The organism is Streptomyces sp. SAJ15 (assembly GCF_007595705.1).
GTDB lineage: Bacteria > Actinomycetota > Actinomycetes > Streptomycetales > Streptomycetaceae > Streptomyces.
In genome coordinates this window covers 112,365-133,931 of sequence record NZ_NISY01000005.1, presented here as the reverse complement: position 1 = coordinate 133,931, position 21,567 = coordinate 112,365, and the positions used below count along the sequence as shown (strand labels likewise).

Annotated in this window: 21 protein-coding genes; 10 read left to right on the top strand and 11 right to left on the bottom strand. The window is 71.2% G+C overall.

Annotated features, from left to right (window positions below):
* Positions 1-142 precede the first annotated feature (142 nt).
* From CD790_RS15905 to mtnP, 7 genes are all read right to left on the bottom strand, one after another.
* Positions 143-1,627: an amidase gene (locus CD790_RS15905; protein WP_144383886.1), complete on the bottom strand. Its 1,485-nt coding sequence runs from the start codon at positions 1,625-1,627 to the stop codon at positions 143-145.
* Positions 1,628-1,756: 129 nt separating this feature from the next.
* Positions 1,757-2,848 (bottom strand): hypothetical protein, encoded by a 1,092-nt coding sequence (locus CD790_RS15900; protein WP_144383885.1) that lies wholly within the window; start codon positions 2,846-2,848, stop codon positions 1,757-1,759.
* A gap of 316 nt (positions 2,849-3,164) precedes the next feature.
* Positions 3,165-3,725: a nitroreductase family protein gene (locus CD790_RS15895; protein WP_144383884.1), complete on the bottom strand. Its 561-nt coding sequence runs from the start codon at positions 3,723-3,725 to the stop codon at positions 3,165-3,167.
* Between the two features lie 258 nt (positions 3,726-3,983).
* Complete coding sequence (locus CD790_RS15890) at positions 3,984-4,217, bottom strand: hypothetical protein (RefSeq protein ID WP_144383883.1); 234 nt, start codon at positions 4,215-4,217, stop codon at positions 3,984-3,986.
* Positions 4,214-4,771 (bottom strand): hypothetical protein, encoded by a 558-nt coding sequence (locus tag CD790_RS35780; protein WP_260867612.1) that lies wholly within the window; start codon positions 4,769-4,771, stop codon positions 4,214-4,216. Before CD790_RS35780 ends, CD790_RS15890 begins: the two co-directional genes overlap by 4 nt.
* A 113-nt stretch (positions 4,772-4,884) precedes the next feature.
* A complete protein-coding gene (locus CD790_RS15875) occupies positions 4,885-6,090 on the bottom strand; it encodes a helix-turn-helix domain-containing protein (protein WP_144383882.1) in 1,206 nt (401 codons plus the stop codon).
* A 183-nt stretch (positions 6,091-6,273) separates the two neighbouring features.
* A complete protein-coding gene (gene mtnP / locus CD790_RS15870) occupies positions 6,274-7,167 on the bottom strand; it encodes an S-methyl-5'-thioadenosine phosphorylase (protein WP_144383881.1) in 894 nt (297 codons plus the stop codon).
* A 253-nt stretch (positions 7,168-7,420) separates the two neighbouring features.
* On the opposite strand from mtnP, the gene CD790_RS15865 reads away from it, so the two are divergent.
* The 3 genes from CD790_RS15865 to CD790_RS15855 all read left to right on the top strand — a co-directional run bounded on the left by CD790_RS15865 (position 7,421) and on the right by CD790_RS15855 (position 10,929).
* On the top strand, positions 7,421-8,281 hold the full coding sequence (locus CD790_RS15865; RefSeq protein ID WP_144383880.1) for an adenosyl-fluoride synthase: 861 nt from the start codon (positions 7,421-7,423) through the stop codon (positions 8,279-8,281).
* 115 nt (positions 8,282-8,396) lie between these two features.
* A complete protein-coding gene (locus tag CD790_RS15860) occupies positions 8,397-10,277 on the top strand; it encodes a fluorothreonine transaldolase (protein ID WP_144383879.1) in 1,881 nt (626 codons plus the stop codon).
* A gap of 82 nt (positions 10,278-10,359) precedes the next feature.
* The gene (locus CD790_RS15855; RefSeq protein WP_144383878.1) at positions 10,360-10,929 is read left to right on the top strand and encodes a helix-turn-helix domain-containing protein; all 570 of its coding nucleotides are present in this window, start codon (positions 10,360-10,362) and stop codon (positions 10,927-10,929) included.
* A gap of 86 nt (positions 10,930-11,015) precedes the next feature.
* On the opposite strand, the gene CD790_RS15850 is transcribed toward CD790_RS15855, so the two are convergent.
* The gene (locus tag CD790_RS15850; RefSeq protein WP_260867646.1) at positions 11,016-11,675 is read right to left on the bottom strand and encodes a response regulator transcription factor; all 660 of its coding nucleotides are present in this window, start codon (positions 11,673-11,675) and stop codon (positions 11,016-11,018) included.
* 31 nt (positions 11,676-11,706) lie between these two features.
* A complete protein-coding gene (locus CD790_RS15845; RefSeq protein ID WP_144383877.1) occupies positions 11,707-13,143 on the bottom strand; it encodes a cation:proton antiporter in 1,437 nt (478 codons plus the stop codon).
* A gap of 378 nt (positions 13,144-13,521) precedes the next feature.
* Between CD790_RS15845 and CD790_RS15840 the strand changes: the two genes are divergently transcribed.
* Positions 13,522-14,052: an adenine phosphoribosyltransferase gene (locus tag CD790_RS15840; protein ID WP_186319041.1), complete on the top strand. Its 531-nt coding sequence runs from the start codon at positions 13,522-13,524 to the stop codon at positions 14,050-14,052.
* Between the two features lie 69 nt (positions 14,053-14,121).
* On the opposite strand, the gene CD790_RS15835 is transcribed toward CD790_RS15840, so the two are convergent.
* On the bottom strand, positions 14,122-14,781 hold the full coding sequence (locus tag CD790_RS15835) for a response regulator transcription factor (protein ID WP_260867611.1): 660 nt from the start codon (positions 14,779-14,781) through the stop codon (positions 14,122-14,124).
* 379 nt (positions 14,782-15,160) lie between these two features.
* Between CD790_RS15835 and CD790_RS15830 the strand changes: the two genes are divergently transcribed.
* The 3 genes from CD790_RS15830 (at position 15,161) to CD790_RS15820 (ending at position 17,538) form a co-directional block, all read left to right on the top strand.
* On the top strand, positions 15,161-15,847 hold the full coding sequence (locus tag CD790_RS15830) for a hypothetical protein (protein ID WP_144383874.1): 687 nt from the start codon (positions 15,161-15,163) through the stop codon (positions 15,845-15,847).
* A 241-nt stretch (positions 15,848-16,088) separates the two neighbouring features.
* Complete coding sequence (locus CD790_RS15825; RefSeq protein ID WP_144383873.1) at positions 16,089-16,706, top strand: sigma-70 family RNA polymerase sigma factor; 618 nt, start codon at positions 16,089-16,091, stop codon at positions 16,704-16,706.
* 82 nt (positions 16,707-16,788) lie between these two features.
* The gene (locus tag CD790_RS15820; RefSeq protein WP_144383872.1) at positions 16,789-17,538 is read left to right on the top strand and encodes an aspartyl/asparaginyl beta-hydroxylase domain-containing protein; all 750 of its coding nucleotides are present in this window, start codon (positions 16,789-16,791) and stop codon (positions 17,536-17,538) included.
* Between the two features lie 58 nt (positions 17,539-17,596).
* Here CD790_RS15820 and CD790_RS15815 read toward each other — a convergent pair whose 3' ends face one another.
* On the bottom strand, positions 17,597-18,040 hold the full coding sequence (locus tag CD790_RS15815) for a copper chaperone PCu(A)C (RefSeq protein ID WP_260867610.1): 444 nt from the start codon (positions 18,038-18,040) through the stop codon (positions 17,597-17,599).
* A 673-nt stretch (positions 18,041-18,713) separates the two neighbouring features.
* On the opposite strand from CD790_RS15815, the gene CD790_RS15810 reads away from it, so the two are divergent.
* The 3 genes from CD790_RS15810 (at position 18,714) to CD790_RS15800 (ending at position 21,534) form a co-directional block, all read left to right on the top strand.
* A complete protein-coding gene (locus CD790_RS15810; RefSeq protein WP_144383870.1) occupies positions 18,714-20,138 on the top strand; it encodes an MFS transporter in 1,425 nt (474 codons plus the stop codon).
* A gap of 68 nt (positions 20,139-20,206) precedes the next feature.
* Positions 20,207-21,298, top strand: coding sequence for a beta-ketoacyl-ACP synthase III (locus CD790_RS15805; RefSeq protein WP_144383869.1), 1,092 nt, complete (start codon positions 20,207-20,209; stop codon positions 21,296-21,298).
* Positions 21,295-21,534 (top strand): acyl carrier protein, encoded by a 240-nt coding sequence (locus CD790_RS15800; RefSeq protein ID WP_144383868.1) that lies wholly within the window; start codon positions 21,295-21,297, stop codon positions 21,532-21,534. Before CD790_RS15805 ends, CD790_RS15800 begins: the two co-directional genes overlap by 4 nt.
* The last annotated feature ends 33 nt before the right edge of the window (positions 21,535-21,567 follow it).

Sequence of the window (21,567 nt, the reverse complement as noted above, 5' to 3'; positions counted from 1 at the left end):
AGCACCTCTCAGGCGCCGGGCTGGCGCGGGGAAGGAGGAACGAGGCGGGCCCGCGCTCACGCCTACCGGACCGTACGGCCCGGCGGCAGACTCGGCACCCGGCTCTCAGGGGTGACCGACAGTACCGGATGCATAGGCGGAGTTATCGTCCGTCACCACATTTGACTCGCGTGTACCTCTCAGCCCGCGTCGGTGCCTGGAAGCCGCCGATCCTCCGCTCGAGCAGTTCGGCCAGCCGCAGCGGAGTGCGATCCTCGAACATCGGGCCGATGAGCTGCACTCCCACCGGCAGACCCTCGGGGGACAGGCCCGTCGGTATGGCGGTGGCGGGTAGACCGGGCATGGTGGCCAGACCGGCCCAGACCAGCTGATCGAAGTACGGGTACTCGACGCCGTCGATGTCGAGCCGGCGTCGCATCGGATCGGGGTCGTGGTCGTGCGGGAACGCGGGAGTGGGCGTGATGGGACACACCACGGCGTCGAACTCGGCGAAGAACTGCCGCCAGCCGTGGCGGTGGAGCTCGCGACGGCTGTTCGCCTCGATCCAGTCGCGGTGGCTGAACACCATGCCGCGCAGCCGCGCCGCTTCGAGACTCCGGTCGTCCGCGCCCAGTCCGGCGGCGCGCCGCTCGTACGCCTCGACGGGAAAACGCGCGACGGAGCCCGAGACCAGCAACTGCGTGTAGGTCAAAGCGGCTTCGGCCAGATCGGGCAGCAGCGGACTGTGCCGCTCGACGCGGGCGCCGCCGTCGACAAGCGCGTCGGCCACCCGGTTCACGCCCGCCCGCACAGCGGACCCGGTCGGAATGAACGGATGCTCGTCCAGGACCAGGACCCGGAAGTCGCAGAGCCGCTCGTGACGCGCCGGCGGCAGCGTCAGGTCGTACGCCACCCCGAAGGTCAACGGGTCCGGGCCGGCCATGACGTCGAGCAGGAGCGCGAGGTCGCGGGCGGTGCGCGCCATCGGACCGACGACGGCGAGGTCGAGCTCGGCCGGCAACGCCGGCGTGGCCGGCGGGACCATACCGCGGTTCGCCGCCAGCCCGAGTGTCGGCTTGTGCGCGTAGACACCACAGAAATGCGCGGGGGTGCGCAACGAACCGGCGATGTCGGAGCCGATGGAAAGCGCGCCGAATCCGGACGCCAGGGCCGCCGCCGATCCGCCGGACGATCCACCCGAAGTGCGGCCGTGATCCCACGGGTTATTGGTGACGCCGTAGATCTCGTTGAAGCTCTGCACATCCTGCAGCCCCAAGGGCACATTCGTCTTACCGAGCACCACCGCGCCCGCGGCCTTGAGCCGCGACACCTGCACCGCGTCCTCGGCCGGCATGTAGTCCCGATGGAGCGGCATGCCCCAGGTCGTGGGCAGCCCGGCGACGTCGTAGGACTCCTTGACCGTCACCGGAATGCCGAGCAACGGCCGGTCCTCCCCGCGGGCCCGCGCCCGGTCGGCACCGCGCGCCGCGGCCCGTGCGCGGTCGAAGTCCGGCACACAGATCGCGTTGACGGCCTTGTCATCCCGCTCAATACAGGCGATCGCCTCGTCGGTCAGTTCCACCGAGGTCACTTCACCGGCACGCAAGGCAGCCGCGAGTTCTTCGGCCGACTGAAAACTCCACTTCATGGATCGGACCGTATCGACCTCTGGAAAAGGACACGAAACGCACTTTCGCGCAACCGGATGGCGGCTGAATGCTCATCATGTTCGTCGCTGGGCAACGAAATTCACCCGAACCGCTGGCCACGACAGACTCTAGGAGCGGGTGGCGGTCGCGCAGCCGTCGCCCGCGGCCGTCGTGCCGTCGCTCGTGTCGATCGGCTTGCTGCGGTCGTACGGATCGACCTGGTGGGCATCCTCGGCGGGGTGCTCCCCGGCCGTGCCGAAGGGCGGCACGAAGTAGCCAGTCGGGTCGGAGCAGCCGCCGTTGGTCATGTCGAGCGCGTACGAGACGAGGGACATCGTGCCCGGTTCGGTGATGACCTTGGCCGGGTCGTCCCAGCTCATCACCACCTCGCGCCGCACGATCGTACGGACGACCTCGGCGTCCCGTCCGCCGCCGCCCGCCGGGGTGACCGGGTACACGAAGGTGACGTCCGCGGTCACCTCGACCGCCCCCCGTTTCCCCTCCCGATACGTGAGCCGACCGCGCGTCTTGACCACGTCACCGACCAGCCGGGCCTGCTCCGGCCGGAAGCGGCTGAACAACAGCAGCGGGTCGGTCTCGGGAGCGGGCGCCGTCGACGACAGAGCGGTACGGAGATACTCCTGGACGTCCTTCTGGCGCGGGTTCAACAGCGCGATCGCCTCCGTGGGCCGCGCGCCGCGCAGCACGCGGGAGTCGAGCCCCGCGGCCACCAGGAAGTCCCGGCTCTGCCGCAGTGCCCGCTCGACCTGGGCGGCGTCCATCCAGCCGGTCGCCTTGGCCGGTGGCACCGTGATCCCCGCCGCTCCGTCGGCCCAGCGGGCGGCAGGCGAACCCCGGAAGGGTTCGGCGAGGGTAGGGCGCAGATCCGGCTCGGCGCCGGGCGCCTCCCGTGGGCTTTCCGACTCGGCGGCCAACGGCGCTCCGTCCTGCCCGCCGTCGTCGCCACCGAACCAGCCGACGACCTGCTGCGGGAAGAGCCCCACGACCAGGAGGGCCACGGCCGCCACCAGCCCGGTCACGTACCAGCCTGTCCTGCGCCGGGGCCGGGCCGGTGAGTACGTACGCCAGCCCTCCGGCTGCCCTGGGCGCTCCCGCAGCCGCCGCTCCACCTCACGGGCGCGTGCCGACGGCTCCACAGGGGCCCCGGCCGCACCTGCCACCGATTCACGGAGGAACCGCTCCCACTCCTCTTCGGACACGGACGACCCGTCCTGCCCCCCAGCCCCACTCACACCGCACTCCCGTTCTCGCTCGATTGCTCGATGCCCGATGGCTCCCTCGTTCGACCGTCTGCTCAGTTGACTGTGCACGGTCGATCGAGAACCCGCATGATCGCATGATCAAGCCGCCGGCCTGCCGGGGCGGTGGGTGAAGTGTCAGGTCGCCGCGCTGTCCACCGGCACGGGCGTGACCTTCGACGACAGAACCTGGGCTCCGGCCCGACGGTCGGTCGTGCCGCCGGGAGGTCGCCGGCGCCGGAGGACAAGAGGACGCGCCACCCTCACGACTCGGCTGTTACTCCGCCGGTGACCAGGGAGCGGAGCGCAAGTGTGCGACGCTGCGCCGTTCACGGCCCTCCGGAGGTCCGCCAGCCGCCTTGCCCACCGCGACCATGGAGACGATCACCCAGCCCGGGTTCGGGTCCAACTCCTTGGTGAGCCCTTCCAGGTCGAAGGCCCGGAACTGGTGCGCGGCCAGTCCCATGGCCTGGGCCTGAACAGTCATGTGGGCGATGGCCTGGCCGAGGTCGTAGTCCGCGAACTCGGAGTAGAGCAGCCGCGTGTCATCGACGTGCCGACGCGTCAGCGCGACGACGAGCAGGCCGGCATCCACCGCCCAGCGGGCCGAGCTCGGCGCGAGGTGAGGGAGCACCCGGTCGTGCTCCGGCTCACCGGGCCTGCCGATGAAGAAGCCCCACGGCTGGGAGTTCCCCGCCGACGGTGCCCACCGCGCGGCTTCCAACAGCAGCCCGAGGGCGTGGTCGTCGACAACCGCCGACGGATCGAACCGGTAGGGGCTGAAGCGCCCGGCAAGCAGTGGGTGTATGCCGCTGGGCGGCTCCTGAAGATGGTGCATGCTCCGCTGCAACCGGCGACCGCGAGTGCGTATTCCAGCCGGTGCGAGCGCGGGCGCCGCCCACGCCAGACGCTACCCAGGGGCTTGGAGTGGGCCGCCGGCGGAAGGACCATCCCTGTTCCCCGCCGGCGGCCATGGGTGGGCGCGCGTGGTGTCCGGCCGAGGCATGGAGCCGGGCACGAGCCCACCCGGTCTAGGGGCGGCGGCCGACCACCAGGTCCGAGGTCGGCGCCGGCAGGGGCGCCGTGCGGGCGGCGGTCACGGCCGGGCCACCTCCCCGCCGCGCGCCCTGGCCATCACCGTCTTGTAGAGGCCCAAGCGCCTCGCCCCCTCCGTGCACTCCGTGGGCGTACGGCATTTGGGGCAGGCCGAGGCGTGGGTGAGGTAGTCCCTCCACGCCTCCTGGACGGGGGTGGTCTGGGGGTCGGCGGCTTCCAGCAAGGCCGCGCGGAGTTGCTGCCCGGCGGGCCGTGTCGTGTCGCTGTACCTCATCGGGCTCGCCCTTCCAGCGCGCGGCGGCCGGCGGCGGCCTGTTCGAGCGGGTCGAGCTGCTTCGGGAAGTGCGGGGCGCAGTCCGGGCAGGCGTAGACGGTGCGGCCGGGGGTGCTGGCGCCGTGCACCTCCGCGACGGCCACGGGCCGGTCGGTCAGCCGGTCGCACCGTTGGCAGGGCTTCACGGCCTGGGCAGCGGCGAGCAGCGCGGCGTGCAGCCGGTCGGGGTCGGTGAGGTAGTCACCGGGCGTCGGGGCCACGCGCCAGTGCAGCCCCGATCCGCCCGTACGGTGCGCTGGGGGCACGGCGACGTATGACCCGGCACTGAGCACTCGGCACAGCGTCCAGTCCGAGGCCGCCCCGGGCGCCACCAGCCAGTACCAGACCGCGCCATGGCTGTCGGCGATGACCGCCCCGGAGTCGTCGCCGAGGAGCGTCAGGGCGCGTTCGCCGATCAGCGAGGGCACGCGCACGGCGTCCCATCGGTCACCGGCGGGCTGCGTCTCGATCTCGCCGCTGCTGGGCGGCCTCCACGGCAGGGAACGAGTCGTCATGGTCGGCTCCAGGTACGGGGGAAGTGCTGGCTGTCACATCGTGCCGACGGACAAGGGGGCTGGCGTTGACCGATAGGCAACACCAACCCCCTTGACATGGGGTGATCATCTGGTTAGACGCCGCTCCAGCGGGCGAAGGCCAGCAGATGCGACGACGCCCGGGGACGCGCCCGCAGAAGCACGCCCACCGTCTGGCGTGTCGACGGGTGATACCGGGTCTGCAGCGGCGACACCTCCCGCGCCTTCTCCAGGGACCCCAGCGCGTCATCGAGGCGTGCGCTCAGGGCCTGGGAGCGAGCCTTGTCGATCAGGAGCTGCCCATGCCGTGCGGCAGGGTAGTTCACGGGTACGCGGATTTCCTTCGCGATCGACAGAGCTTCGGCGTGCTCATCCCGATCACCAGCGGCAGCCACGGCGTGCTGTGCGACGTTCGTGGGCCCGAAGACGAGCATGTAGTGGTTGGTCTCACCGATCTCGCGCGCCATGCCCTCGGCCTCGCCCAGGTGCGCCTGAGAACCGTCCTTGTCTCCCAGTAGAGCGCTCAACTGCCCACCCTTGAGGAGCAGACCCCCGCGCATGGCCCGAGTCTGCGGCGTCCCGTCGTCATCCAGGTCGCGGAGGGCCTGCGCGACCAGGCGCAACCCCCGCTCCATCGAGGGCCCCTCGGTGGACAGCTGCGCCCGCTTGAGCCGCTCGGCGGCCACCTGCCGGGGGTCGCCGGACTGTGCGGCCGCCATGGCCATCCGGCACAGCGCGAGCCGGGCGAGGTCCATGTAACCGAACTTGTATGCGACGGAGAACGCGCCCAGGGCCGCCTCGGCCTGGAGCCAGTGCGCCAGCTCGCGGTCGCGGCCGGCCACGGTGTACAGCTGGGTGGCGTGCGAGAGCTCCGACAGAAGCGCCGGGGTGAGCTCGGCCAGGTCCGCGTACTCGGAATCCGTCCGAAGCCGCCGGACATGATTGACCACGTCCTGGAGCTCGGGCAGCGAACGCGGGGCCGGGTCGTCGTCCTCCGGGGGGATGCCCCAGTCGTCGAGGGCGTTGCTCAACGGCGCGATCAGGCGATCAAGCTGATCCCTCCGCAACTGTTCGATGTACGGCTGTCCGTGCAGCACGGTGACGGTGACGCTGAGCGCACGGGCTACGGCGGCCACTACCTGCTCGCTCGGCACCCTGGAGCCGCTCTCGATGCGCGACAGCATGGAAGGGGATACGTGGCATCTCGCGGCCAACTCCCTGAGTGTCAAGTCGCGTAGGGTCCTGATCTCCTGGATACGCGCTCCCACGCCCCCGGTGCGTGTGCTGGTGTCGTCGGGCATACTGACTCCCGTCTACCGTTCTTAGGTCGCACTCAGAACGGTACCCCTGGTCGGCTCCAGGGGGATGTGTCGATCGGCCCTCGTCAAGTGACCGGGGCCGTCGCGCTGTTGACCCCATAGCGCGAAACGGCCCCCTGAGGCACACGTATCCGGAGATCACGGGAACTGTCGAAAGATCCCAGGTCAGGGCCGGATGGTGACTTCCGACACCCACCTGGAGGGGAAGGTGGCGGACGAGTCGGCCTGTATCTGGCGATCGGTCATCACCGCGCCGTCCAGCGCTCGGTGGCACGTACAGTCGTCCGGCGTGGAGGAGCGGGCGAAGCCGGACAGGGTTCGTTGGGCCACGGAGACGTTGGCGCTCATCACCTCGGCCACCGTACGCGCGTCCACCGAGCCGTGGCGCGGGTGCCAGCAGTCGTAGTCGGTGACCAGGGCGAGCCCGACGTAGCAGAGCTCCGCCTCCCGGGCGAGCCGGGCTTCGGGCAGCGCCGTCATCCCGATGACGTCCATCCCCCAGGAGCGGTACAGCCGCGACTCGGCACGCGTGGAGAACTGCGGGCCCTCGATGCAGCAGTAGGTGCCGGCCCCGTGGACCGAGGGGTGGGCCGCGCGGGCCGCCCGCTCCAGGGCCGGCCGCAGCCGCCCGCAGTACGGATCGGCGAGCGAGACGTGCGCCACCATGCCGTCGCCGAAGAAGGACGCCGGGCGCGCCCCGCGGGTCCGGTCCACGAGCTGGTCCAGGACCACCAGGTCGCCCGGCGCGTAGTCCTCGCGCAGGCTGCCCACCGCGCTGACGCTGATCACCTCGCTCACCCCGAGCGACTTCAGGGCGTAGACGTTGGCCCGGGCCGGGATCTCGGACGGCGGGATCCGGTGCCCCGCGCCGTGGCGCGGGACGAAGGCGATCTGCCGCCCGCCCACCGTGCCCAGCGTCAGCGGCCCGCTGGGCTCGCCGTACGGCGTGGTCAGCGTGATCTCCCGGGCGTCCTCCAGGCCCTTGAGGGCGTAGAGCCCGCTGCCGCCGACTATGCCGAGATCCGCGGTCGGAAATCCGGACGCTCGTGCCTCGCGCATGGCGCAGACCTCCCGTGCGTAAAACGTCTGGGGCGTCGGAGCGCGCAAATTTAACATTCGCCGGTCGACCGGGTAAGGCGCGAAGGAGGTGGACCCGAATGTGACTTTCGATGTACCTCCGCCTGCCACCTCCGACCAATGGTCACGCCAAGGACCGTGTATCTAGCATCGGACCCGTCGCAAGTAATCCGGAGCGATCGCAGGAGGGACGCACGTGACCTCGAACGGAGCGCACCGCCCCATCATCGCCTTTATGAGCGATCTCGGTACCACGGACGACTCGGTGGCCCAGTGCAAGGGCCTCATGCTCAGCATCTGCCCGGACGTCACCATCGTGGACGTGTGTCATTCGATGACGCCGTTCGACGTCGAGGAGGGCTCCCGCTACATCGTCGACCTCCCCCGGTTCTTCCCCGAGGGCACCGTCTTCGCCACCACCACCTACCCGGCCACCGGCACCGAGACCCGCTCCGTCGCGGTGCGCATCCGGCAGGCCGCCCAGGGCGGCGCCCGCGGCCAGTGGGCGGGTTCGGGCGCCGGCTTCGAGCGGCAGGAGGGTTCGTACATCTACATCGCGCCCAACAACGGCCTGCTGACGCCGGTCCTGGAGGAGCACGGCTATATCGAGGCGTACGAGGTCAGCTCCACCGAGGTCATTCCCGAGCGCCCCGAACCCACCTTCTACAGCCGTGAGATGGTCGCCATCCCCTCCGCCCACCTGGCCGCCGGATTCCCGCTGGACCAGGTCGGACGGCCGCTGAAGGACAGCGAGATCGTCCGCTTCAGCCGGCCCGCGGTGGAGACCGCGGGCACCGAACTCACCGGCGTGGTCTCGGCCATCGACCACCCCTTCGGCAACATCTGGACCAACATCCACCGCACCGATCTGGAGAAGGCGGGCATCGGCTACGGGCGGCAGATCAGGATCACCCTGGACGACGTGCTGCCGTTCGAGCTCACGCTGGTCCCGACCTTCGCCGACGCCGGTGAGGTGGGCAACGTGGTGGCCTACCTGAACAGCCGCGGCTACCTCTCCCTGGCGCGCAACGCCGCCAGCCTGGCCTACCCCTACAACCTCAAGGCGGGCCTGTCGGTCCGCGTCGACGCCCACTGACCACACCGCGCCGGGCCGGCCGCCGACGGATCCTCGCATCCCGGGCGGTCGGCCCTCGCGCATGCGCCCCGCCATCCCCACGCGACCCCCGACGCACGCGGAGGAGCCGAGGATCATGCTGTCCGAGCGAGACGACGCCTTCCCGCTCTCCCTCGCGGCCATCGCCGACCTGATGGCCGAGGAGGAGGCGGAGCAGCGAGAGGTGCTCCACCTCACCGCCAACGAGACGGTGCTCTCCCCGCTGGCCCGGCGCGCCCTGGCGAGCCCGCTCGCCGAGCGCTATCTGCTGGAGCACCTGGACATGCGGGAGTCATCGCCCGCGCGCCTGAACAACCTGCTGCTGCGTGGCCTGGACCGGGTCAGCGCCATCGAGGCGTCGGCCACCGAGGTGTGCCGCCGGCTCTTCGGCGCCACCTTCGCGGAGTTCCGCTGCCTCTCCGGGCTGCACGCCATGCAGACCACCTTCGCCGCGCTCTCCGAGCCCGGCGACACGGTCATGCGGGTGGCCACCAAGGACGGCGGACACTTCCTCACCGAACTGATCTGCCGCTCCTTCGGCCGGCGCAGCTGCACCTACGCGTTCCACGACGACCTCACGCTCGACCTCGACCGCACCCGGGAGGTCTTCGCGCGGGAGAAGCCGCGGCTGCTCTACGTCGACGCGATGAACTACCTCTTCCCCTTCCCGCTCGCCGAACTGAAGGAGATCGCCGGCGAGGTGCCGCTGGTCTTCGACGCCTCCCACACCCTCGGGCTGATCGCCGGCGGCCGGTTCCAGAACCCGCTCGCCGAAGGGGCCGACATTCTCCAGGCGAACACCCACAAGACCCTGTTCGGGCCGCAGAAGGGAATCATCCTGGGCTCCGACCGTAGCCTCATGGAGAATGTCGGCTACACCCTCTCCAGCGGAATGGTGAGCAGCCAGCACACCGCCTCCGCCCTCGCGCTCTTCGTGGCGCTCCACGAAATCTGGTACGACGGACGGGAATACGCCGCCCGCGTGGTGGAGAACGCCCAGGATCTCGCCGGACTGCTGCACGACCGCGGAGTGCCCCTGGTGGCCGCGGACCGGGGGTTCACCGCCAACCACATGTTCTTCGTCGACACCCGAAGCGTCGGCAGCGGCCCGCTGATCCTGGACCGCCTGGTGCGGGCGAACGTCTCCGCCAACCGGGTCGTCGCCTTCAACCACATCGACACCATCCGCTTCGGGGTGCAGGAGATCACCCGAAGGGGGTACGAGCGGGACGACCTGGTCCGCATCGCCGATCTGCTCGCCCCCCTGATCCTGGGACAGGCCGAACCGGAGCGGATCCGCCCCCGGATCGCGGAGCTGGTGCGGCGACCCCGCGCCCTGCGGTACACCGGGCGGACCGCCCCGGCCGCCGAGCCGGCGCGCGCCTCGGTCACGGTGGCGCGCTCCACCGCCCCCGCCCGTCCGCGCTGGATCGGCATCGACCTGCTGCCGGCCGGCGAACCGCCGCCCAAGGACGGCTGTGAACAGGCACAGGAACTCGGGGCGCTGGCCGGCGCGTTCCCCCACCAGATCGACTCGGCCGGCAATGTGAGCTTCAGCGCCGACGACGGCCGGTTCTTCGTCTCGGCCAGCGGCTCGTACATCAAGAACCTCCTGCCCGACGACTTCGTGGAGATCACCGGCCGCGCCGGCTGGACCCTGCGCTGCCGGGGAGACGGGCACCCCTCCGCCGAGGCGTATCTGCACCATCTGCTGCGCGAGCGGGTCGGCGCCCGATACGTCGTGCACAACCACTGCATCCTCGGGCGGGACCTGGAACACGCCGACGAGCCCGGGGTGCTGGTCATCCCGCCGCAGGAGTACGGCAGCGTGTCGCTGGCCGAGGCCGTGGCGCGGGCCGCCCCGCGCAGCCGGGTGATGTACGTACGTCGGCACGGCCTGGTCTTCTGGGCCCGGGAGTACGAGGAGTGCCGGGCGCTCGTCGAGGACCTCGCCCGCCGCACCGGGCGCCGCCGGTGAACTCCCAGGCTCCGTGAGGCATATGCCGGTCCCCGCGCCGGGCGGGATAGGTTGACTACTCCGTACGAATACAGGAGCCGGCATGGACAGACAGGCGACGGACGCGGCGAGCGGCGTAGGGGTCACCGTCGGCGCCCAGGTGCGTCGGCTGCGCGAGTTCCGCGGTCTGTCGGTGGCGGAGCTGGCACGGCTGTCCGGGGTGAGCCGGGCCACCCTCTCGCTGATCGAGTCCGGGCGGGGCAACCCCACCATCGAGACCGTCTCCGCCGTCGCCGTGGCGCTGCGCCTGCCGCTGGGGGACTTGCTGGTCGACCCGACCCCGCAGTCCCCGGTGCTGCGCCGCGGCACCGGCGCCCCCGAGGTGAGCAAGCAGGAGCTGCTGGACCGGGTGGGCGCCGGTGGGCTGAGCGAGATCTGGCGGCTGCGCATCGCGCAGGCCGGACGGCGGATCGACAGCCCGCCGCACAGCCGGGGCACCATGGAGCGGATCCTGGTGCTGGGGGGCGTGCTGCGGCTCGGGCCGGTGGAGCGCCCGGTGGTGCTGGGCAGCGGCGACTTCGTCTTCTTCGCCGCCGACGTGCCGCACTTCTACGAGGCGGCCGAGGACGACGTGGACGCGGTGATCGTGATGACCTACCCGGCCGCCTCGTAGCCCGGCCGACCAGGGGCCGTGCCGAGCCGGCACGCCGGCCCCGGCTGGCCCCGGTTGCCACCCCCGGCCGGCTTCTGCGGACCGGTCTATCCGACCGCGCCGTACCCCGTCTCATAGCCGGCGGCCGGTTCCGCCGCCGGCAGCGGGGGGACCATGCCGCGCTCCATCGCCTTGCGCACCGCCTCGGTGCGGCAGGCCGCGTCCAGCTTCGCGTAGACATTGGACAGATGTCGCTTCACCGTGCCCTCGGTGATCACCAGCTCGTCGGCGATCTGGGAGTTGCGCAGCCCCCGGGCGACCAGCACGACGATCTCCAGTTCGCGGTGGGTGAGCACGGTCGGCCGCGGGGCCCGCAGTCCGGCCAGGGTGCGCTGGGAGACGGAGAGCACCACCCGGTCCCGGCCGCGCACCACCCCGCGGATGGTGCCGCCCAGCTCCTCCGGGGTGGTGCACTGGGGGATGGCCGCCCTGGCACCGGCGGCCAGCACGCGCCTGACCGCCTGCGGGTCGTCCTGCGCCAACAGCGCCACCAGACACGCGTACGGCGCGGCCGCTCGCAGGTGCGTCAGATCGGCGATGTGCGCCGCGGTCGGTGTGTCCACCCCGACCAGGACGACATCGGGCCGCCGGCGGCCGAGCCGCGCCCGCGCCTCGGAGACCGTCGACCACTCCGCGACGATCTCGAAGGCGGCCTCGGCGGAGAGGACGTGCGCCAGCCCGGCGCGGTAGAAGACGTTGCCGGCCATCACCGCCACGCGGATCACCGGACGCGGAACGTCAGGCGGTCGTGCCCCGCGCCGCGCTGTCCGCCGCGTCGTCCGGGTCGCCGGCGCGGCCACGGCCCTCGGGCGCGTCGGGCTCGGCGCCCCGGTCGGGGCCGTCGCCTCCGTGGGATCCATCGCTTCCGTCATGGGGTGGAGCCTCCAGGCTGGGGGACAGGAGGGGGCGTTCCAGGGCGACCGTCCGGCCCAGCCACACCCCGGCGATCTGCGAGGTCACGATGGACAGCACCACCAGCGAGGTGAAGAACTCCTCGCTGATGATGCCCGCTCCGAAGGTGACCGAGGCCAGGATGATGCCGGGGCCGCCGCGGGCGTTCATCGCCACGGCGAGGTTTCCGGCCGCGGGGGCGCTCTGGCCGGCCAGCCGAGCGCCGAGCCACACACTGCTGAACTTCACCGCGCAGGCGAGCGTGAGGAACCACAGGAAGAACAACGGGTCGAAATGGCGGACGAGATCCAGCTTCAATCCGACGACCGCGAAATACACCGGAATGAAGAAGGCGAGCGACACGTTCTGCAGCGTCTCCCGGGAGGCCGCGGTGCGCCGCACCCCGGCGCCGCACATTCCCGCCGTCAGGGCGCCGAACATCGGGTCGATGCCCAGGCTCATACAGGCCAGGCACAGCCCGAACAGGAAGACCAGAAGAAAGGCGATGGGGCTGCGTCGGGCGAGGACGTTCCAGCGCGCGGAGGCCGATACGGTGAAGACCCGCTTACCGCGCCAGAGGAGGAGCACCAGGAAGACCAGCGGGGCCACGCTGAAGTAGACCACGGCCCACGGCAGCGACTCCTCGCCGATCATTCCGCCGATTCCATAGGTGTCGCCGGACTGCGCCTGGGCGATTCCCAGCACCACGGCGAGAATCACATAGAGCACGACGTCCTCCAGCACCGCCACCGCCAACACCACGCGGGAGAAAGCGGTTCCCAGAATGCCGAGATCGAGCATGATCCGGGAGATGACCGGCACGCTGGTCACGGCGATGGCCATGCCGAAGATCAGCACCAGGGTGCCGCGCGAGCCGTTGTCGCCGGAGAGGCCGCCCAACGTGAAGGCGTGGCCGATGGCCAGCCCCGCGCCGAACGGCAGCACCAGGCCGGAGACGGCCACGGCGGCGATGGTGCGGCGCTCCGGGCCGGTCGCCCGACCACGCAGCTCGGCGCCGGTCAGATAGACCAGCAACAACAGCCCCAGATGGTAGAAGACGCCCAGCGCGTGGGCGCTCGGACCGTCTTTCGGAATCAACCATTCCTGCGCGTCGGGAGCGATCGTGCCCAACACCGTCGGCCCCAGGAGCAATCCGCCGACGATTTCCCCGATGACCGGAGGCTGCCGCACGACCTTGAACGCGTAGGCGCCGCAATGCGCGACGATCACCAGCAGCACGAGGGAGATCAGCACATGCGCGACTTCGACGGTACGCAAGGACACCGGGCACCTCCGCCGTCGTTGAGGGGATTGGCCGCCAGCGGAGTTCCTACCGGTGACGGCGGCGGGGCGTCCATGAATCCGGAGCGAATATCCACCCTTTCCACCGTCGGTTCCGCCGTGAGAACTCATCCTTCCGACGGAGCGGCGGCCCACTGCCCTCCGGGGGCGGACGATGGAAATCAGCTGCCAGAGGGATGGTGCGCGGCGAACCGCTTCGGCACAATCGCGAGAACGCCTCAGCGGTCGGCACGCCGATATCGACGCGCGGCTCCACGGCCGCCGATCGGCACCCGCGGCACCGGCTCACACGCCCGCCACCCGCTGTGGCTCGGGGAACCACACCACTTCCGGGGGGACGACACCATGGACGGCGTCGGCATGGATGTCACGGCGAGACTGCGCGGGAAGATCCGGGAGGTCGCCGACCGACGGCGCGCCGGTGTCGTCGTGCGGGACATCACCCCGCTGCTCGCCGACGCAGCTCTCTTCGGGACGCTCGTCGAGACCATGGCGGACCCCTACTGGGGGATGGTCGACGTGGTGGTGGGCATCGAGGCGCGTGGCTTCATCCTCGGCGCCCCGCTGGCGGACCGGCTCGGCGCCGGCTTCGTCCCGATCCGCTGGGCGGGCAAGCTCCCGGGAGCGACGCTGGTCGAGGACGGGGAACCGGGGCCCGGCGGGACTCGGTTGGAGATCCGCGGCGACGTCCTCAGCCGGGGGCGGCAGGTGCTCGTCGTCGACGACGTGTTCGCCACCGGCCGGACGGCGGCGGCCGCGACGGCACTGGTCCGCCGGGCGGGCGGCACGGTGGCCGGCTTCACCGCGCTGCTCGACCTCGGACTGCCCGGCGCCCTTACCCGACTGGCGGGAGTGGAGACCCGCTTCGTCCTGACGGCCGGACCGCGCTGACCCACCGGGCGCCGGTCGACCCGGCGCCGTGCCCCGAAGGCGCGGGGCGGGGCGGCGACCCGGCGCCGGTCACCGCGCGGCTCGTGGCGGCACGCTGATCAGCCCGGCGCCGTAGGCCTTGGCCACCGCCTGAGAGCGGTTGCGCAGACCCAGTTTGGCCAGCAGCCGGGAGACATGGGACTTCACGGTGGCCTCGCCGAGCGAGAGACAGCGGGCGATCTCCCCGTTGGACAGCCCGGCGGCCATCAGCCGCAGCACCTCGAACTCACGGGCCGTCAGGTCGCCGAACCGGTCCGACCTGGTGGGCGCGTCCACCGTGCACAGGATCGCCCACGGTTCCAGGCTGGCCACCACGCCCGGCGGCAGTACGGCGTAGCCGGCCGCGACCGTGCGGGCCGCGGCCACCAGCTGCCAGGGCGGATCGCTCTTGGCCAAAAACGCGCGGGCACCGGCCAACAGACCGCGCAGCGCCTGGGCGGAGTCGAAGGTCTGCGCGATGAAGACGACCCCGACCGGGTCCGCCGTGGTGGCGCGGGTCAGCAGCCGGGCCAGCTGGAGGCCGTCGACGTGCGGCGGGTCGAGTTCGGCGAAGACGACGTCGGGACCGAGCCGCTGGGCGACCTCCACGGCCTCGGCCGCGCCGTCCACCTCGGCGATGACCGTGATGTCCGGCTCGTCTTCCAGAATCTTTCGCAGACCGCTGCGGATCAGCAGGTTGTGTCCGCACAAGAGGATCCTTATCAAGGCCGCTCCTCCTACGTCGCCGTGCAGCCGAGCCGTCGTCGCGCGACAAGCCGGGGCCGGCTGCGTTTCCCCGCTGGATGGGAAAGCTGGTCCAAGCACGTACCGTCGGCAACTTCCATTCGGGACACTTTTGTCCCATGACGGGTGGGGTGCCTGAGTCGCCGGGAATCCGGTGGTCGGTGATGTGGCCAGCGTCACGGAAGTGACGGGGTGCCGCGATGGTGCCTCGATGGCGTCCCGACAGAAAAATTTCAGGCTACCCAATCTGTGCCTTCTCTATGCCCTGTTGGCCCAAAGAGCGCCGTGCCGGCACGAACAATGGCCGGGTCTCCCCTCTCAAGAGCGAGGCTGGCACGATGGTGCCATGACCATGAGGACGGCGCTCCGCGCCATGCGTGCCGCGATCTTCGCGGCCGTGTGCACGCTGACCGCCGCCCTGGGCCATGTCCTCGCCTCCGGCGCCTCCGTGTCCTGGTTCTCGTTGGCAAGCGCTTTCCTCGTCACGGTTGTCGCCGCCTGGTGGCTGGCCGGCCGCGAGCGCGGCGCGCTCATGGTGACGGGTGCCACGGTGGCCGCCCAGATGGGGCTGCACTTCCTCTTCCGACTGCTCCAGCCGGAGGAGGAGACCGGCGCTCCGGTCCCAGCCCAGGCCCACCACCACCTCCAGGCCGCCCAGGCGACGCACGGCCAGGCTGCGCACGGCGCGCACCACGGCCACGCCACCACCGGCATTCCATCGGACGCCTTCGGCATCTCGGCGCTGTGCCAGTGCCACTGCGCCGTCGGCATGCTGCTGCTCCACGCCCTGGCCGCGCTGGTGTGCGGACTGTGGCTGTGGCGCGGCGAGGCCGCGGCCTTCCGGCTCGGCCGCTGTCTGTTCGCGGCCGTCTTCGTCCCCCTTCGCCTCGTCCTGCTGGCGGTGGCCGGGGCGCCCAGCCGTCGCTTCCGCGCCTTCGCCATGGGGGCGCGCCCGGTGCGTCGACTGCGCGGGGCGCTCCTGCAGCACGCCCTCTCCCGTCGGGGACCGCCCGCCTTCGTCGCCTTCTGCTGAACCGCCCGTCGACCTGACCCGTGCCGCACCGCGCGGCGCCGTCGACGCGCGGAGTACCGGCGTATCCGCCTGCCGCCGTCACCGGCGGTCCGCGCGCGCCGGGTGTTCGTTGCGTGGCTGACTTCGCGGCCGACTTCGTCCTGCCTGCCCGGCGCGGGCAGGGGGCCTCGCGGAGCACCCACCTTCCCCAGCCGGGTCGTGCCCGCTGACGCCGACCCGCGGCACCGAAGGACGATTTGTCATGCTTGATGCCCCGTATACGGTCCCCTCCGTACCGGCGGACTCTCCCTACGACGACGAGGTGACCGCCTGGGCGCTGGCCGCCCGGGACGGCAGCCCCTTCGCCGTGGAGCGCCTCGTGCGCGCCACCTACGATGATGTCTGGCGGTTCGTCACCCGACTCGTCGGCGATGTGAACGGCGCCGACGACCTGACTCAGGAGACCTTCCTGCGGGCGCTGAAGAGCCTGCCGGGGTTCGCCGGGCGCTCCAGCGCGCGCACCTGGCTGCTCTCGATCGCCCGCCGGGTGGTCGTGGACCGCTACCGTTCGGCGGCGGCCCGCCCGCGGGTCGCCGACGTCGCGGACTGGCAGACCGCCGCCGAGGGGACGCAGCCGGCGGGGCTGCCCGGCTTCGAGGAGGGGGTGGCCCTGCTGGAACTGCTGGACGCGCTGCAGAGCCCGCGCCGGGAGGCGTTCGTCCTCACCCAGCTGCTCGGCCTGCCCTACGCGGAGGCGGCGTCCGCCGCGGGGTGCCCGATCGGCACGGTGCGGTCCCGCGTGGCCCGTGCCCGCGAGGACCTGACGACCCTGTTGCGCTCCGCGGAGCGCGGCGAGGACCCGCTGGCGATGGCCGCCTGAGCGGCCCTCCGCCCGCCGGGCGATCGGTGCCCGGTACATACTCAGCACGCTGTGAATTCATGTGAACAGGCAGGAGACTGACATGACGCCAGAGATCGACAACGCCTTCGCCCTGGTCAAGGAGGAGTACGGCGCCGACTCGATCGAGCGGGTCGAGCGGATGCTGCAGCCGAAGAACGAGCGGCACCCGCTGCAGAAGGGCGCCAAGTGGATCATGCCGGGGATATCCCAGCAGCCCTGGCACGACCCGTACGGCCACCCGGAACTGGAGCCGATCATCCGGGCCTTCGAGGCGAACCACGCCGCGATCAAGCAGGAGATGGAGACGGCCTGGGCGGAGCAGCGAGGCGAGTTCTCCGACTACGAGCACTATCTGACGCGGCAGCAGAACTGGCAGGCGCTCTATCTGTTCCGCAAGGGCGCCCTGGTGGAGGCGTCGCAGCCGACGGCCCCGACGGCGTACAAGGTGCTGAAGGAGTACGCGGTCGACACCGAGAAGCTGTGCCCGCTGCTGGAGAGCCACTTCTCGACGCTGCTGCCGGGCGCCCGGATCGCCCCGCACTGCGATCTGTGGAACTTCAGCATCAACCTCCACCTCGCGGTGGACATCCCGGAGGACTGCGGGATCACCGTCGCGGGGGAGACGCGCACCTGGGAGGAGGGCAAGTGCCTGCTCTTCGACTACTCCTTCGAGCACGAGGCGTGGAACTCCGGCTCCCGTCCGCGCACCGCCCTGCTCATGGACCTGTGGCACCCCGACACCACGGTCCCTGAGCGGAAGGCGCTGGTCGCGCTGATCACCGAGGTCCGGAAGCTGATGGGCGAGAGCTGACCGGAGCGCACCACCGACCGGCCGCCGGTTCCCCTGGGAGCCGGCGGCCGCCGTGCGTTCAGGGCCCGGTCCGCCCCGGGCCGGCCGTCACCGCGGTGACCCGGATCGGCCCGCTGTCCCGGAACCACAGGGTGAACGGGACGCGTTGGCCTGGTTTCAGGGCGGGCGGGTCGAGGATCATGACGTCCAGGGTGTCGCGGGTCATCCGGAGCCGACCCTGGGCGGGGACCTCCACCGGCCCGGTCGGGCGCATCCGGGCGTCCCGGCCCGACCCGCTCCGGCGGCCGAGGACCGTGATGCCCAGCGCGGGGGAGTCCACGGACTCCAGGGTGTCATCGGAGCCTCCCGTGTTGCGTATGTCGAAGAAGGCGGCGGTAGCCTCACGGTGTCCGGGCCAGTCGACGCGCGCGTCGACGACCTCGATCCGTGCCGGTGGCTCGCCGGCCGCCCCGGTCGCCGTGTAGCCGCTCAGCAAGACGAGCGACAGGACGCCGGCGCCCACCGGCACCAGTGTCGGGCGTGCGGCCGAGGCCGCGGGTCGCCATCGCCGCGCGGCCCCGGCGGGTCGGTCAGTGGACGCCGAATCCATCGGATGCCCTCCCAAGACGGTGGGCTCACCGTAGGGCCGACTCCGGCGGAGGGACCGCCGTTGAGTCGTTCCGAAGAACTTTCGTAGCGCCGGGAACCAAACGGCAATGTCATCCGACTAATAAGGTCATAGCTTCAACTAGTGATTTTCCGGCCACCCGTGACTCGGTTTGGGCCACTCGCGCGCGCTTGTCAGTGTAGGGGGTGGCGAAAAACGTTCGCCTGGACGAGCGTAGAATCCGACCAGTCGAACAAGGTTTTGTGCGTGGAACAGGCTTCTCCCGTATTCGGCCGGGATCCTTCGAGCAACTCGGCGGAGATCCGGGCTCGTTGGCGCGGAATGCTTAGTTCCGCATGGCCGAATCCACCCCTGTCCGGAAGCCATGAGCGAGTCGCGTCCGTCGGCTGGCAAGTCGACTCCTAGGACAGTCCAAAAATCAACGAGAGCTGTTGTCTTCGAACATAGATTGGGAGCACGATCCGGGGCGGCCGCCCTCTGGTACATATGCTCGATTCGCGCGATGCGCACGGTGGGCCGTCCGGAGTCGGCCCGTTCTCGGCAATACCTCGGGGGAGACCGTCCACTGATGTCCGCTATAAGCCCGCCCATGGCGCCGTCGCGGCAACGGCAGATGCTGCCGCTGCTGGTTCTGGCCACGGCGCAGCTGGTCATCTCGCTCGACTTCAACATCGTCTACGTCGCCCTGCCCAGCATCGGCACCGAGCTCGGCTTCTCCGACCAGGACCTGCAGTGGGTCGTCAGCGCCTATGTGGTGGCGACCGGCGGATTCCTGCTGTTGGGCGGCCGGGTCACGGATCTGCTGGGCCGCCGCCGGATGTTCGTCCTGGCCGCCCTGCTCTACGCCACCTCGTCGCTGGTCGGCGGGGTGTCCGGATCCGGCGGCGTACTGGTCGCGGTGCGCGCCATCCAGGGGATCGGCGGCGCGCTGCTCTTCCCCGCCACGCTCTCCCTGATCAACACCATCTACGAGGAGGGCCCGCGCCGAAACCGGGCGTTGGCCATCTGGGGCGCGGCCGGAGCCGGCGGCCTGTGCTTCGGCTCCCTGCTGGGCGGGGTGCTCGTGGAGGCCTTCGGCTGGCCCTCGGTCTTCATCGTCAACGTGCCGCTGGGCGGGGCGATCGCACTGGCCGGCTGGCTGCTGTTCCCGGCCGACGCCCCCTGGTCGCGGGAGCGGCGGTTCGACATCGCCGGCGCGGTGACCGCGACCACCGGAGTCACCCTGCTGGTCTTCGTCCTGGTCCACGGACCGGAGGCGGGCTGGGGCAGCCGGGAGGTGGTGCTGTGCGCGGTGGCCTCGGCGGTCTCCCTGGGCCTCTTCGCCGTCGTCGAGCGGCGCAGCGCGGACCCGCTCACCCCGGGGCGTCTGTTCGCCAACCGGGGGCTGTTGTCGGCGATGGCGCTGACCGCCGTCTTCAGCGCCACCTTCAGCTCGCTCCCGTACTTCCTGACCCTCTACTTCCAGACGGTGCACGGCTACAGCGCCCTGCAGACCGGGCTCGCCTTCCTGGTGCCCGCCGTGATGGTCGCGGCCGGCACCCAGCTGGGAGAGCGCGCGGTGGCGAAGCTGGGAGTCCGCACCACCCTGCTCAGCGGAATGACCCTGGGTCTGGTCGGCGGCGTGGCCCTCGCGATCGCCCTCACCGACCACGGCTCCTACCCTCGGCTGCTGCCCGGCATCGTGCTGCTCAGCCTCGGTCAGGGCGCCACCTGGACCGGGATGTGGATCGTCGCCGCCTCCGGGGTCGCCCCCGGCGACCAGGGCGTCGCCTCGGGGCTCGCCTCCACCACGCTTCAGGTCGGGGGAGCGGTGGGCCTGGCCATCCTGGTGGCAGTCGCCAACTCCGGGCTGTCCGGCCACGCCGGCGAGGCGCTGCGCCATGCCCAACTCGACGGTATCCGCACCGCCGTGTATGTGATCGCGGCCGGGATCTGTCTCGGAGTCCTCATGGTCCTCGCCCTGCGGAAGATCCCGGGCAAGCAGGGCGACTAGCCCCGCCCGCGCTCCGGGCCCCTCCCGCCTCCCGCCGCCCCCACGTCATGCCAACCGAGGAGAAGGTCATGCGCACCTCGACACCCCCCGCACCGGGACCGAGCGACCCGACCGCCGCCGCCCGCCGGGACCGCGCCGCCGTCGTCTGCGGACTGGGCGGTTACGTTCCGCCCCGCGTCGTCACCAACGACGAGCTGTCCCGGTTCATGGACACCAGCGACGAGTGGATCCGCAAGCGGACCGGCATCGGCCGGCGGCACTTCGCCGACCCCGGCCAGGCCACCTCCGACCTCGCGGCGGAGGCGGGCCGGCGGGCCCTGGAGTCGGCCGGCGTCGACACCGTGGACGCGGTGATCGTCACCACGACCACGCCCGACCGCTCCTGCCCGGCCACCGCGCCGCTGGTCGCCACCAAGCTCGGCCTGGAGGGGGTGGCGGCGTTCGATGTGAGCGCCGTGTGCACCGGCTTCGTCTACGGCCTGGCCTCGGCGGCCGGCCTGATCGCCACCGGCGTCGCCGAACGGGTGCTGCTGATCGGCGCCGACACCTACTCCGCCATCCTCGACATGGAGGACCGGACCAACGCCATCATCTTCGGCGACGGCGCGGGCGCCGTGGTGCTGCGCGCCGGCCACGCCGACGAGCCGGGCGCGGTCGGCCACTTCGACCTCGGCAGCGACGGCAGCGGCGAAGAGCTGATCATGGTGGCCGCGGGCGGCTCCCGGCAGCGGAAGACCCCGGGCGACGTCAGCCGCCAGGACGAGCACTTCGCCATGCGCGGCAAGGAGGTCTACCGGCACGCCGTGCACCGGATGTCGGCCTCGGCCCGCGCCGCGCTGGAACTCGGCGGCTGGAAGGCCGAGGAGGTGGACCACCTGGTCCCCCACCAGGCCAACATCCGCATCCTGCACACGGTGGCGGAGGAGCTCGGGCTCCCCAAGGAGCGCTGCGTCTCCAACATCGGTTCCGTGGGCAACACCGGAGCCGCGTCCATCCCGCTCGCCCTGGTCGACGCCGTCGGCGACGGCACCGTCAAGGACGGCGACCGCATTCTTCTCACCGCATTCGGGGGCGGCCTGACCTGGGGCGCCTGTCTCCTGCGCTGGCCCTCCCTGCCACCGGTACGCCCCTCGCACGACAACGGAGGAACACCCGCATGACCACGACCACCTACGACCAGCTGGTCTCGATCCTGACGACGCTGCACGACGCGCCGGCCGACCGGATCAACCCCGAGGCCACCTATGCCGAGCTGGATGTCGACTCCCTGACCATGGTCGAGATCAGCCTGCGGGTGGAGCGCAACCTCGGCGTCACCGTGGAGGACAACGAGCTCCACGAGGACCTCACGCTCGGCGCCACCGCCGAGCTCATCGACCAGAAGCTCGCCCAGTAACCGACCGGCCACCGCCGGCCCATCCCCCCTGTC

Coding starts and splice junctions, on each gene's coding strand:
- CD790_RS15860 (WP_144383879.1), top strand. CDS start 8,397: ATGCTGTCCGAGCGAGACGACGCCTTCCCGCTCTCCCTCGCGGCCATC.
- CD790_RS15825 (WP_144383873.1), top strand. CDS start 16,089: ATGCTTGATGCCCCGTATACGGTCCCCTCCGTACCGGCGGACTCTCCC.
- CD790_RS15810 (WP_144383870.1), top strand. CDS start 18,714: ATGTCCGCTATAAGCCCGCCCATGGCGCCGTCGCGGCAACGGCAGATG.
- CD790_RS15895 (WP_144383884.1), bottom strand. CDS start 3,725: ATGCACCATCTTCAGGAGCCGCCCAGCGGCATACACCCACTGCTTGCC.
- CD790_RS15830 (WP_144383874.1), top strand. CDS start 15,161: ATGACCATGAGGACGGCGCTCCGCGCCATGCGTGCCGCGATCTTCGCG.
- CD790_RS15850 (WP_260867646.1), bottom strand. CDS start 11,675: ATGGCCGGCAACGTCTTCTACCGCGCCGGGCTGGCGCACGTCCTCTCC.
- CD790_RS35780 (WP_260867612.1), bottom strand. CDS start 4,771: ATGACGACTCGTTCCCTGCCGTGGAGGCCGCCCAGCAGCGGCGAGATC.
- CD790_RS15890 (WP_144383883.1), bottom strand. CDS start 4,217: ATGAGGTACAGCGACACGACACGGCCCGCCGGGCAGCAACTCCGCGCG.
- CD790_RS15875 (WP_144383882.1), bottom strand. CDS start 6,090: ATGCCCGACGACACCAGCACACGCACCGGGGGCGTGGGAGCGCGTATC.
- CD790_RS15800 (WP_144383868.1), top strand. CDS start 21,295: ATGACCACGACCACCTACGACCAGCTGGTCTCGATCCTGACGACGCTG.
- CD790_RS15855 (WP_144383878.1), top strand. CDS start 10,360: ATGGACAGACAGGCGACGGACGCGGCGAGCGGCGTAGGGGTCACCGTC.
- CD790_RS15805 (WP_144383869.1), top strand. CDS start 20,207: ATGCGCACCTCGACACCCCCCGCACCGGGACCGAGCGACCCGACCGCC.
- CD790_RS15865 (WP_144383880.1), top strand. CDS start 7,421: ATGAGCGATCTCGGTACCACGGACGACTCGGTGGCCCAGTGCAAGGGC.
- CD790_RS15905 (WP_144383886.1), bottom strand. CDS start 1,627: ATGAAGTGGAGTTTTCAGTCGGCCGAAGAACTCGCGGCTGCCTTGCGT.
- CD790_RS15820 (WP_144383872.1), top strand. CDS start 16,789: ATGACGCCAGAGATCGACAACGCCTTCGCCCTGGTCAAGGAGGAGTAC.
- mtnP (WP_144383881.1), bottom strand. CDS start 7,167: ATGCGCGAGGCACGAGCGTCCGGATTTCCGACCGCGGATCTCGGCATA.
- CD790_RS15840 (WP_186319041.1), top strand. CDS start 13,522: ATGGATGTCACGGCGAGACTGCGCGGGAAGATCCGGGAGGTCGCCGAC.